General features: G+C 69.3%; 7 protein-coding genes and 3 pseudogenes. 7 read left to right on the top strand and 3 right to left on the bottom strand.

Annotated features, from left to right (window positions below):
* Window positions 1-46: 46 nt before the first annotated feature.
* The 6 genes and pseudogenes from P0086_RS19920 to P0086_RS19895 form a co-directional block, all read left to right on the top strand.
* A complete protein-coding gene (locus tag P0086_RS19920; RefSeq protein WP_275788753.1) occupies window positions 47-1,033 on the top strand; it encodes an aldo/keto reductase in 987 nt (328 codons plus the stop codon).
* 175 nt (window positions 1,034-1,208) lie between these two features.
* A complete protein-coding gene (locus P0086_RS19915) occupies window positions 1,209-1,985 on the top strand; it encodes an ABC transporter substrate-binding protein (RefSeq protein ID WP_275788750.1) in 777 nt (258 codons plus the stop codon).
* 49 nt (window positions 1,986-2,034) lie between these two features.
* Window positions 2,035-3,015, top strand: coding sequence for a LysR family transcriptional regulator (locus P0086_RS19910; RefSeq protein ID WP_275788747.1), 981 nt, complete (start codon window positions 2,035-2,037; stop codon window positions 3,013-3,015).
* 110 nt (window positions 3,016-3,125) lie between these two features.
* Window positions 3,126-4,253 carry an FAD-binding oxidoreductase gene (locus tag P0086_RS19905; RefSeq protein WP_275788745.1) on the top strand — a complete coding sequence of 376 codons (1,128 nt, stop codon included), beginning with the start codon at window positions 3,126-3,128 and terminating at the stop codon, window positions 4,251-4,253.
* A gap of 106 nt (window positions 4,254-4,359) precedes the next feature.
* Window positions 4,360-4,773, top strand: a pseudogene (locus P0086_RS19900) (PAS domain-containing protein); the annotation flags it as partial.
* 108 nt (window positions 4,774-4,881) lie between these two features.
* Window positions 4,882-5,805 (top strand): annotated as a pseudogene (locus P0086_RS19895) (methyl-accepting chemotaxis protein); the annotation flags it as partial.
* 159 nt (window positions 5,806-5,964) lie between these two features.
* Here the strand turns inward: P0086_RS19895 and secD are convergent.
* Both secD and P0086_RS19885 read right to left on the bottom strand, forming a co-directional pair.
* Window positions 5,965-8,511, bottom strand: a complete 2,547-nt coding sequence (gene secD, locus P0086_RS19890) for a protein translocase subunit SecD (RefSeq protein WP_112599621.1) — start codon at window positions 8,509-8,511, stop codon at window positions 5,965-5,967.
* A gap of 108 nt (window positions 8,512-8,619) precedes the next feature.
* Window positions 8,620-8,997: a hypothetical protein gene (locus tag P0086_RS19885; RefSeq protein ID WP_275788741.1), complete on the bottom strand. Its 378-nt coding sequence runs from the start codon at window positions 8,995-8,997 to the stop codon at window positions 8,620-8,622.
* 442 nt (window positions 8,998-9,439) lie between these two features.
* On the opposite strand from P0086_RS19885, the gene P0086_RS19880 reads away from it, so the two are divergent.
* The gene (locus tag P0086_RS19880; protein ID WP_275788739.1) at window positions 9,440-10,102 is read left to right on the top strand and encodes an exopolysaccharide biosynthesis protein; all 663 of its coding nucleotides are present in this window, start codon (window positions 9,440-9,442) and stop codon (window positions 10,100-10,102) included.
* Window positions 10,103-10,128: 26 nt separating this feature from the next.
* Here the strand turns inward: P0086_RS19880 and P0086_RS19875 are convergent.
* Window positions 10,129-12,383: pseudogene (locus P0086_RS19875) on the bottom strand (sugar translocase); the annotation flags it as partial.

Raw genomic sequence — 12,383 nt, 5'->3', positions numbered from 1 at the left:
GGTGCGCCGGCGCTACACCGGCACATCCACAGATGGGAGACGTGAGATGAGACACCGGCAGTTCGGACGCACCGCCTTCACCACCACCGATATCGGCTTCGGTGCCTGGCAGATCGGCGGCTCCTGGGGCGACGTCAGCGAGGCGGACGGGCGCGCGGCCCTGAACGCGGCGCTTGACGCCGGCATGACCTTCATCGACACCGCCGACGTCTATGGCGACGGCCGGTCGGAAAAGATCATCGCCGAGGTACTGAAGGCGCGCGGCGGCACCCGGCCGATGGTGGCGACCAAGGCCGGTCGCCGGCTGTCGCCGCATACCGCCGACGGCTACACCAAGGCCAACCTCGAAGGCTTCATCGACCGCAGCCGACAGAACCTGCAGGTGGACCGGCTGGACCTCGTCCAGCTTCACTGCCCGCCGACCGAGGTGTTCTACCGGCCCGCGGTGTTCGAGGGGCTGGAGGAGATCAAGGCGTCCGGCAAGATCGCCGACTACGGCGTCAGCGTCTCAACGGTCGAGGAAGGCCTGAAGGCGATCGAATATCCGGGCGTCGTCAGCATCCAGATCATCTTCAACATCTTCCGGCAGCGCCCGGCGCATCTGTTCCTCAAGGAGGCAAAGCGCCGGAATGTCGCGGTGATCGCCCGCGTGCCGCTCGCAAGCGGGCTGCTGTCCGGCAAGATCACCCGCGACACCGCCTTCGCCGCCGACGATCACCGCAGCTACAATCGCCACGGCGAGGCCTTCGACGTCGGCGAGACCTTCGCCGGCGTTCCGCTCGAAGTCGGGCTACAGGCGGTCGAGGAGGTGCGCAAGCTGGTGCCGGCGGGCGCCGGCATGGCCGCGTTCGCGCTGAAATGGATCCTGATGAACGAGGCGGTCAGCGTCGTCATCCCGGGCGCCCGCAACGCCGCGCAGGCCGAGGCGAACGCGAAGGCGGCCGACCTCGCGCCGCTGTCCGCCGAGGTGATGGCCGCAACGGCCGGCATCTACGACCGGCTGGTGGCGCCCTACGTTCACCAGCGCTGGTAGGCGCCCCCGCCCCCCAAGATCGGCTTCTGCCCCGCCGGGATGGCGCCCGCCGCCATCCCGCTGCGCATTGACGTGAATGATATTCGCTATCATGCCTATCTATTTCGTTTATACTTTGCGCAGCGCTAGGCTCGCCCTACCCGTTTGAAGGGCACCGGGAAAAAGGGGAACGATCATGAAAAAGAGCATTGCCTTGCTGGCGCTTGTCGCCGCCAGCCTTATTGCCGCAACGGCTTCGGCCGAGACGTTGAAGATCGGCACGGAGGGCGCCTATCCGCCCTTCAACTACCAGGAACCGTCCGGCAAGCTCGCCGGCTTCGACGTCGACATCGGCCTTGCGCTCTGCGAGAAGATGAAGGTCGAGTGCGAGGTCGTCGCGCAGGACTGGGACGGCATCATTCCCGGGCTGCAGGCGAAGAAATACGACATGATCATCGCCTCGATGTTCATCACCGACGAGCGCAAGAAGCAGGTGTCCTTCACCGACCCCTACTATCTCGCCGCCATGACCCATGCCGCGCCGAAGGGTGCCGGCATCACCGACTTCACCAACGAGGGCATGAAGGGCAAGGTGATCGGCGCCCAGTCGGGCACGACCCAGGCGGACTATATCGCCGCCGTCTATCCCGACGCCGACATCAAGCTCTATCCGACCCAGGACGAGGTCAACCTGGACATGGCGAACGGCCGCCTGGACCTGCAGGTGGGCGACATGATCCCGCTGCTCGACTGGGTGACGAAGAACGAGGACGGCAAGGGCTGCTGCGAACTGATCGGCGAGCCGATCACCGACAAGAAGTTCGTCGGCGAGGGCGTCGGCATCGCCGTGCGCCAGGAGGACAATGCCCTGCGCGAGCGGATCAACCAGGCGCTGAAGGACATCCGCGCCGACGGCACCTACCAGAAGATCAACGACAAGTACTTCGCAATCGACGTCTATACGATGAAGTAGAGCCGGCTCCGGGCGGCCACCCTCCCGCGACGCGGGAAGGATGGCCGCCTTGCGCCCGCAACGCTCCGGCTCGCTTTCGGATCCCATGCCGACCAACCGCCTCGAACGCTTTGCCCACAATCTCGACTGGAACCTGCTTCGCACCTTCGTCGTGGTGGTGGAGGAAGGCAGCATCACGCGGGCGGCCAACCGGCTCTTGCTGCAGCAACCGGCCGTCAGCATGGCCTTGAAGCGGCTGGAGCAGACTGTCGGCCACAAGCTGATCGACCGCCGGCCGGGGCGGTTCGAACTGACGGAAGCCGGCGAGCGGCTGCATGCGCTTTGCCGCGACATCTTCACCGCCGTCGTGCGGTTGCCGGAAGCCATGGAGCCGACCGGCCAGGACGTCACCGGCCATATCACCATCCACACCGTCAGCCATGCGCTGAACCCGGACTGGGACCGCGCGCTCGCCGCCTTCTTCCGCCTGCATCCGCGCGTCACGGCCGGCGTCAGGGTGGAGACCACGGCGGACGTGATCCGCGCGGTGGAGCGCGGCATCGCGACACTCGGCATCTCGGACGGCATCATCCCGGCGGGTCTCGTCTGCACGCCGTTCTGCATCGAGACCTACGCGCTCTACTGCGGCCGCGGCCACCGGCTGTTCGGCAGCGAGGACGTCCGCGTCGAGGAACTGCGGGGCGAGCCCTATGTCAGCTTCATCTCCGACGTCCTCGGCGGCCCGCATATGGGCCCCGTCACGGCGGTCAGGGCGGTCGGCTCGTTCGGCCAGCAGGTGCGGGCGATCGCCTTCAACGTCGAGGAGGTGCTGCGGCTCGTCATCGCCAATGCCGGCATCGGCATGCTGCCGGTGCATCTCGCCCGCCCGGCCCTGTCGGCGGGCGAACTGTGGCAGCTGCCGCCCTATGACGACCTGCCGCAGACGGAGACCTTCCGCATCACCAATCCGGGAGCGGCCCTCAACCCCGCCGAGCGCGCCTTCCTGGCGCATGTGGGAGAGGTGCCGCTGTTCCGGCATCCCGCCTCATAAATTGCGTCGATATTCACCTTCATCCCTATAAATTTGAACGCGGGTCCCAGGTCGCCTAGATCGATGGCAAAGCCGCAGCGCGGCGGCGCATCTCCAACGGGGCCGAAACCATGCAGCATCATGACGTAGCCATCATCGGCGGTGGAATCGCCGGCCTGTCGCTGGCGCATTTCCTGGCGCCGCATCGCTCGGTCGCCGTGCTCGAGCGGGAGGCGGCCAACGGCTACCACAGCACCGGACGCTCGGCGGCCGAGTTCACCCTGCGCGACAATGCGCCGGCGGTGAATGCGCTCGCCCGGATCAGCCACGCCTTCTTGGCGCGACCACCCGAAGGCTTTGCCGCCGTTCCCCTCCTGACCGCCCGCGGCAGCCTCTGGATCGGTCCCGCCGGGCGGGAGGATGCCGTGGAACGCGCGCGGCTTGCGGCGAAAGCCGACGGCGTCGCGGTCGTTGCCCTCACCGTCGAGGACGCCGTCCGCCGCGTGCCCTTCCTCGATCCCGGCCATGTCGCCGCCGCCTATTTCGACCCGGACTACTGGGATATCGACGTGGACCAGCTGCTGCAGGGCTATGCCCGCACGGCACGGCGGGCGGGGGCGGAGCTGATCGCGGGCGCCGAACTGTTGCGGGCGCGCCACGACGGCCGTCGCTGGAGCATCGAGACGTCGGCGGGCACGTTCTCCGCCACAGTCCTCGTCGATGCCGCGGGCGGCTGGGCGGACACCGTCGCCGGCCTTTGCGGCGTCGCTCCGGCCGGCATCGTCCCGCATCGTCGCACCGCCATCACCGTCGACCTGCCGGCGGAGATCGACGCCGGCGCGCTGCCGGAGGTCAACGAGATCGACGAGACCTACTACTTCAAGCCGGATGCCGGCCGCCTGCTCGTCTCGCCGGCGGACGAGACGCTGTGCGAGGCCTCGGATGCGCAGCCCGAGGAGCTCGATATCGCCTATGCCGTCCACTATCTCGAAGAGGCCACCACGCTGAAGGTCAGACGCATCGCCAGCAGCTGGGCCGGCCTGCGCAGCTTTTCCGCAGACCGCCTGCCGGTCATCGGGCCGGCGGCGGACAACCCCGCCTTCTTCTGGCTCGCCGGCCAGGGCGGCTACGGCATCCTCACCTCCCCCGCCATCGGCGCGCTTGCGGCGGCGCTGATCACCGGGACGGCGCTGCCCGAAGCCTTCGAGGCGAACGCGGTCGACCCGGCCCTGTTCTCGCCGCGACGCTTCCGGCGATAGCGGCATCGAGCCGCCCGTACATCGAACCTGATTAAACAATTCAAAACTAATTTAACTTAATTCAATTGCGATCTGTTAATCATTATGGGCTGCAAGGATCGCGACAATGGGGCTTCTGGGTTCGAAAACCGCCACCGAATTGAAGGAATTGAAAGCGCGCTACCAGGCGCTGAGCGAGCGGTCGGCGCTGCTGGACGAAGCCTGCGGCGTCGGCCTCTGGGAAGCGGTGCTCAAGAACGGCGACGCCATGCATCCTGAGAGCAAGTGGACGTGGTCGGCCGAGTTCCGCCGGATGATCGGCTACGAGAGCGAGCAGGAATTTCCGAACGTCGTGCATTCCTGGTCGGGCCGTCTGCACCCCGACGACGTCGCCGGCACCTTCGCCGCCTTCGCCAAGCACCTCGAGGACAAGTCCGGGCGCTCGCGCTACAACATCGCCTACCGGCTGAAGATGCGCGACGGCTCCTATCGCTGGTTCCGCGCCACCGGCGGCTGCGCGCACCAGGCGGACGGCAAGACGATCCGCGCCTGCGGCTCGCTCACCGACATCCATGAGCAGATGCTGACCCAGCAGGCCGCAGCGACGGCCGCCGAGGAGGATCGCGTCGTCATCGACGGCCTGGCTGCCGGCCTGTCCGCGCTTGCCGCCGGCGACATGACCTACCGCATCACCGAGGACTTCGTGCCGAAGGCCGCTGCGCTGAAGAAGAACTTCAACCTCGCGGCCGACAAGCTGCAGGAGATGCTGGGCGGGGTCACCAGCGCGATCCGGAGCATGGTCTCCGGCTCGCGCGAGATCAGCCACGCCTCCGACGACCTGTCGCGCCGCACCGAGCAGCAGGCGGCATCGCTCGAGGAGACGGCCGCCTCGCTGGAACAGATCACCTCCACGGTGAAGAAGTCCGCCGACGGCGCCCGCCAGGTGGCGAGCGTCACCGCCGTCGCCCGCTCCGAGGCGCAGAAGTCCGGCGTGGTCGTCGAGAACGCCGTCGCGGCGATGGCGCAGATCGAGCAGTCCTCCAGCCAGATCGGCCAGATCATCGGCGTGATCGACGAGATCGCCTTCCAGACGAACCTCCTGGCGCTGAACGCCGGCGTCGAGGCGGCCCGCGCAGGCGAAGCCGGCAAGGGGTTCGCGGTCGTCGCCCAGGAAGTGCGCGAACTGGCGCAGCGGTCGGCGAATGCCGCCAAGGACATCAAGACCCTGGTGGCGACCTCCTCGCAGCAGGTGGCCGAGGGCGTGACGCTGGTGGGCCAGGCCGGCTCGGCGCTGACCGACATCCTGCAGCAGATCACCGAAATCTCCGGCCTCGTCGGCGAGATCGCCGCCTCGACGCAGGAACAGTCAACCGGCCTGCACGAGATCAACACCGCCGTGAACCAGATGGACCAGATGACCCAGCAGAACGCGGCCATGGTCGAGCAGACGAGCGCCTCCAGCCACACGCTCGCCCAGGAGGCCGACCAGCTGTCGCAGCTCGTGGGCCAGTTCCGCCTCGGCGGCGACGACCGTCAGCACGCCGGCGCCCATCGCGTCCGGAAGGCCGCATAGTCAGGCCGCTCCCGGCTCCCCTCGCGGCCGCAGGTTCGGCCGGAGTTTCCCGGCACCGCCCAAGAACAACGCCGCGCGTCCCGCCAGACGCGCGGCGTTTTCTTTTGCCCACGTCAGCGCAGGCCAAACGTTCAAGGGGCGCCGAAGCGCCCCTTTTTCCTATTTCTGCTCGATGACCTGTCCTTCCGGGCCGCCTGCCGTCGGCAGGCGGTTGCCCTCGCGGTCCTTCCACCAGCGCGACAGGAACAGGAGGATCGGGCCGCCGATGTAGATCGACGAGGACGTCGCGACGATGACGCCGAAGACCATCGGCCAGGCGAACGGCTTGACGGTGTCGCCGCCCCAGATCGCCATCGGCAGCAGCGAAACGGCCACCGCGACCGAGGTGAAGATGCATCGCATGATCACCTGGTTGATCGACAGGTCGATCAGGTCGGAGAACGGCATCGACTTATACTTGCGCAGGTTCTCGCGCATGCGGTCGTAGACGACGACCTTGTCGTTGACCGAGTAGCCGATCAGCGTCAACACGGCGGCGATCGCCGTCAGGTTGAAGTCGATCTGCATCAGCGCGAAGAAGCCGATCATCTTGGTGATGTCCAGGATCAGCGTCGCGATCGCGCCGACGGCGAAGTGCCATTCGAAGCGCCACCAGATGTAGATCAGGATCGCCAGCATGCCGAGACCGACGGCGATGAAGCCGGAGCGGGCGAGCTCGGTGCTCACGGTCGGGCCGACGACTTCGGTGCGTTCGAAGCTCGCGTCCGGAATGACCTCCGACACGCCCTGGCGGATCTGGTTCAACGCTGCCGTCTGCGCCTCCTCGCTGCCGGGCTGCCGCTGGACGCGGATCAGCACCGAGGTGCCGTGGCCGAACTCCTGCAGCGCCACTTCGCCGAGGTTCAGGCCCTCCAGCTCCTCGCGCAACGTGCCGAGATCGATCGGCGTCTTCGAGGTGGCCTCGACCTGGATGCCGCCGACGAAGTCGATGCCGTAGTTCAGGCCGGGGGTGAAGAACAGGATGATCGAGCTGATCGACAGGAACGCCGAGACGCCGATCGCCACGAAGCGGCCGCGCATGAAGGAGAAGCTCGGAATGCTGCGCACCGCGCCGAGGATCGAATGGATCTCGATCTTCTTCATCTTGCGGCGAACGACGGCCTCGCGCATCAGCAGGCGGACGACCGTGATCGAGGTGAACATCGAAATCGCGATACCGATGATCATGGTGATCGCAAAGCCGCGGACCGGGCCGCTGCCGAACATGAACAGCAGCAGCATGCCGACCATCGTCGTCATGTTGCCGTCGACGATCGTCGCATAGGCCTTGTTGAAGCCGACGTCGAGCGCCTTCATCGCGCCCGAGCCGGAGGCGGTCTCCTCGCGGATACGGGCGTTGATGAGGATGTTGGCGTCCACCGCCATGCCGATGCCGAGGATGATGCCGGCGATGCCGGGCAAGGTCAGCGTCGAGCCGAGCAGGCCGAGGATGCCGATCGTCATGATCGTGTGCAGGATCAGGCCGACGACGGCGATCAGGCCCCAGGCGCTGTAGAGGCCGACCATCAGGGCGACGACGAAGGCGAGGCCGGCGAGGCCGGTATAGAGGCCCATGCGGATGGAGTCGCTGCCGAGGTTCGGGCCGACGGTGCGCTCCTCGATGATGGTGAGCGGGGCCGGCAGGGCGCCCGAACGCAGCAGCGCGGAGAGAACCGTCGCCTCCTGCGGGGTGAAGTTGCCGCTGATCTGCCCCTGGCCGCCGAGGATGGGCTCGCGGATGACGGGTGCGGTCAGCACCTTGCCGTCGAGGACGATGGCGAAGGGACGGCCGACATTGGCCTTGGTGACTTCACCGAACTGGCGCGCGCCGGTCGTGTCGAAGGTGAACGAGACGATCGGCTCGTTGGTGCGCTGGTCGAAGCCGGCCTTGGCATCGGCCAGACGGTCGCCCGAGATCGTCACGCGATCCTCGACGGCGTATTTCTGGCCGTCGTTGGCGCCCGGCAGGATCGTCACGCCGCGGGGCGGCACGCTGTTCGGATCGACGGAGGCATCCAGCATGTGGAAGCTCATCTGCGCGGTCGAGCCGAGCAGCTGGCGAAGCCGGGTCGGGTCCTGCAGGCCGGGCAGCTGGACGAGGATGCGGTCGCCGCCCACGCGCTGGATCAACGGCTCGGCGACGCCGACCTGGTCGACGCGGCGGCGGATGATCTCGAGGCTCTGGTCGACGGCCGCGGTCATGCGGTCGGCGACGCCCGCCTCGGTCAAGGTCACGCTGATCGTGTCGCCCTGCTGCTGGACGTCGATGTCGGAGGCGCTCGCCCCGAAGCCGAGCGCGCCGGCGGGGGCTGCGAGGTTGCGGATCTCCGGCAGGACCTTGTCGCGCGCTTCCGGCGACGACGGGGTCACGACGATGGTGGTGCCGTTCAGCCGGGCGGCCGAGGCCCGTTCGCCGGCGGTCCGCAGGATGCCGCGGACGTCGTTGAGCAGCACGTCCATGCGCGCCTTGGTCAGGGCGGCGGAATCGACCTCGAGGACGAGATGCGAACCGCCCTTCAGGTCGAGGCCGAGCGTCACGGGCTTGGCCGGCAGGAACCTGCCGAAGCGCTCGAGCTGCGACGGCGTCAGGATGTTCGGAACGGCGGTGAGGACGCCGAAGATGATGATGACGAGATAGGCCGCGAGGGCCCATTTGGATGTGCGCATGGAAGTGTCCGCTTCAGGTGCGAGAGAGCGTCGGGCCCTGGGCCGCGAGGCTCCGGTATCGTCGGAAATTCGGCGCGCCGTGGCGCCGGTGGCGGCCCTCGAGGGCCGTCAGAGGACGCCTTGCGGGGGCGCCCGCCCGTCAAAATGGTGCCGGGGTGCTGCGGAATGGACCGCCGCGTCCGGCAGCGGCAGACGTGCAAGGTCAGCAAGCCCGGCCAGGGGCGCCGGCCGGCTGGAAAGCGGCAGACCGAGTTCCGGCCACGGATCGCCGCCACCGGTCGCCTTCGCCTTGGCGGCACGCCGTTCGGTGGCGCTCGCGGTCAGGTGCCAGCTGTCGCTGCCGTTCGATCCGCCGCCCGCCGAAAGCGGGCGGGTGCTGCCGGTCGCCTTGTCCGCCGCCGCGCGCGAAACCGCCGGATCGGCGGCGGCGCGGAAGGAAATCTTGCGTTCGAGGGTGACGAACTGGCCGACGACGAGCGCGAGCATGAGCAGGAACGCCCCGAGGAAACCCCGCTGCCGATCCTTGCCACCGCTCAATTGTCCAACCGTCATGGCACTCGCCCGTAGACGCTCCGGCACCGGGCCGAAGCACCGTGCCAAGAACCATCGGTGCCGCCCCAAGTCAACCCCGACGGCCGAGATTGCGTGCGGGGCGGGCATTCCCGGCCGCTACGCGCAAGCGCTGCCCGCCGCCCCGGCATGGCCGGCAACCGGGGGCCCGCCAGCGAGCCGGTACGCTGGCGCTGCCCGGCGACTTCCGCCGGTTCATGGGCGCCCGCCTGCCCTCAGGATCCTCCCCCTGCCCGGCAAATGCAAGCGCACCGGCGCTCGGTTCCCTTCAGGCCGCGCGCACCTGACTGTTACACGCGGGTCACCTTGGCGACGTAGCGTCCGGTCACGGCCAACGATTCCCCAAAGGCAGGTCCGCATGATCGACGAGCGCCAGGACGAGGGCCACCCCGGCAGCGCCGCATTCGACCATGCCGCTACCCGCCGCCGGTTCTCCGCCATCCTCGCCGGGCTTGCGGACGATCAGGGGCGCGAGCGCATCAGCGTCGGCGACATCCTCGCAGCCATGGGCGACCGCGCCTTCGGGGCGCTGATGCTGATCTTCGCGCTGCCGAACATCCTGCCGACGCCGCCCGGAACCTCGGCGGTCCTCGGCGCCCCGCTCGTCGTGCTCGCCGCCCAAATGACGCTGGGGCTGAGGCCGTGGCTGCCGCAGATCATCGCCGGAAGGTCGATGACGACGCGGGATTTCGCGGCCGTCGTCGGCCGGCTGATGCCGTTGCTGCTGCGCGCCGAACGCCTGCTGCGGCCACGGCTGTCGTTCCTGACGACGCCGCCAGCGGAAAACGTCATGGGCGCGGTCTGTCTCGTGCTTGCGGTGGTGCTGTTCCTGCCGATGCCGCTCGGCAACATCCTGCCGGCGCTCGCGGTGTCGCTCACCGCCTTCGGCATCCTGGAGCGCGACGGCGTGTGGGTGATCGCGGGCCTCGTCTGTGCCGTCGTCGCCCTGGCCGTGGTCGGCGGGGCGCTGGCCGCGGCCGTGCTTGCCTTCATGCTGGTCGTCCAGCATCTCGTGCTCTAGCACGGACCGCGGCGGCGCGGCCCGCCTCACAATTCGTGGACGGTGACGCTCGGGCAGGCCCGCCGGGCGATGGCGCAGAGGTGCTCATGGTGCGTCAGGTAGACGACCTGCCCTACCCTCGCCATGTCGGCCATCAGTCGGAAGGCGTTGAAGGCGCGGCCGTCGTCGAAGGTCTCCATGATGTCGTCGGCGACGAAGGGCAGGATCTCCCGGTTCGCCGCCACCTCGTGATAGCCGGCAACCCGAAGCGCCAGATAGAGCTGGAAGCGCGTTCCCTTGGACAGTTCGCGCGCGAGCTTCGTGCCGCCCGACGCCGCGGCCGCGACGAGGATTTCCTGGTCCTTCTCGAGCACGGTGGCGAGCCCCGCATATTCGCCGCCGCTGATCGTGCGAAAGGCGTCCGAGGCCTGGCGCATCATCGCGCTGCGGTGCCGTTCCCGGTAGAGCCGCAGGGCCGCCTCCACCGCCTGGATGCCGGCGCGGCCGGCGACATAGCCCCGCGCCCGCTCGGCAAGGTCGATGATCAGCGTGCGCCGCCGCTCCTCGATCGCGGCGACCCTGCCGTCCGCCGCGACGGCGGCCAGCGCATCGGCAGCCTTGATCCGCGCCGCATGCGCCGCGCGCACCTCTCCGTCCTGATCCTCGTGCAGCGCCCGCAGCCGGTCGCGCTCGCGCAGCAGGTCCGCCTCGTCGGTGGCCGCAAGCGCGGCCTCGGCCTCCTCGGCGGTCGCGGTCAACATGGCGCGCGCAAGGTCGAACGCGGTCTCGTCGGCGCGCTGGCGCAGTTCCTCGCGCTCGCGCAACCGCTCCAGGGCCCGGGCGGCATCCGCCAGCGTCTCGCAGCCGAGGGCAGCGCACATGTCGCCCGCCTGGCGCCGGTGAACCGCAAGCCGGTCGTCCACGTCGCGGCCCTCCGCCTCCAGCCGCTCGAGCTCCGCCCGGAGGCTGGCGCTGCGGGCGGATACCTCGCGGGCGCGGCCGAGCCTGTCGGCCAGTTGACGCAGCAGGGCGAGCGGATCGTCCGCCTGCTCCCCGAGCCGGGCCGCCAGGTCGGCGGTGAGGCGGCGGAAATCGGCTTCGTCGCGCCGCATGCCCTCGATCCGCCGGTCGAGTTCGCGCCGCGCATCGACCAGCCCGGCTATGTCGCGGATGAGGGGAAGCAGCGCGCCGGCACGCGCCGCATCAGCCGCAAGTCCGGTCGCGGCGAGCCAGGTGCCGTCGCAGGCGGCGTCCCAGTCCGCCTGCCATGCCGCCACCGCGGCCTCGGCCGCCGCCCGGCCCGCCTGCCGCTCGCGCTGCTTTGCCTCCGCCGACACGAGGGCCGCGCGCGCGTTGCGCCCCACGGCGATGACCTCCGCAAGTGCTGCGGCGCGATCGTCGGCGCGCAGCAGCAGTTCGTCGAGAACGCCGGCGGACATCTCCACCGGCACCGGGCTTGCCAACGCCTGCGACAGCCGCCCGGCCATCTCCTGCGCCTCGCGCATCGTCGCCGAGACGGCGGCACTGCGTTCGGCCAGATGATCGGCGGCGGTCCGCGCCGCCCGCAGGTGCTCGATGGCGCGGTCGATCGCCTCCAACTCGGCCAGCGCCCCTGCCAGCCAGGCTGCGACGGGCTCGGCCTCCGGTTCCCGCCAGGCCTCGGCCTGCGCAACGGAAGCGGCGGCGCCGAGCGAGGCCGCGGCAGGACCGGATGCGGCTCCCCGCCCGCGTCCTGCCCGAACGGCCGTCGTCCGGCCGTCTCCGTTTGCCGCCGCCCGGATCCCGAGCCCGGACGCCAGGCGCCCGATCCTGTCGTCCAGAAGGCCGCGGTCTTCGCCCGCGCGCTCCAGATCGGCCTCCAGCGTCTCCAGCCGCGCCTCGTTTGCAGCCAGCGCCCGCTCGGTCAGGCGCAGCTCGGACAGCTGCCCCGCCTGGGCAAGGCGCTGGTCGGCGGCGTGATCGTCCTTGCGCAGCAGGACCTCGAAGCGCTCGGCAGTCTCTTCGTCGCGGGCGGCGCGATGCGCCTGCCAGGCCTGGTCGCGCGCGCGGCGCAGCGCCCTGGCCTCCTCGTCGCTGACCAGCACCTCGTCCCGGCGCATGCGCTCCAGGCCTGCGCGCTGGCCGGAAAGCTCGCGCATGAGGTCGCGCGCCTGCTCCTCCATCCGCTCCACGCTCTCGGCATGCCGGCGAACCGCGGCCTTGAGGCTTTCCACCGCCTCGCGTCCGGGAATGTCCGCCCGCCGGACGTCCTCGACATCGCCCGCGGGCCCGCAGCGCTCGAGGGCGGCCGCCAGCGCCGCCC

The organism is Mycoplana sp. MJR14 (assembly GCF_029210525.1).
Lineage (GTDB): Bacteria > Pseudomonadota > Alphaproteobacteria > Rhizobiales > Rhizobiaceae > Mycoplana.
This window is presented reverse-complemented; position numbering and strand designations above follow the sequence as displayed.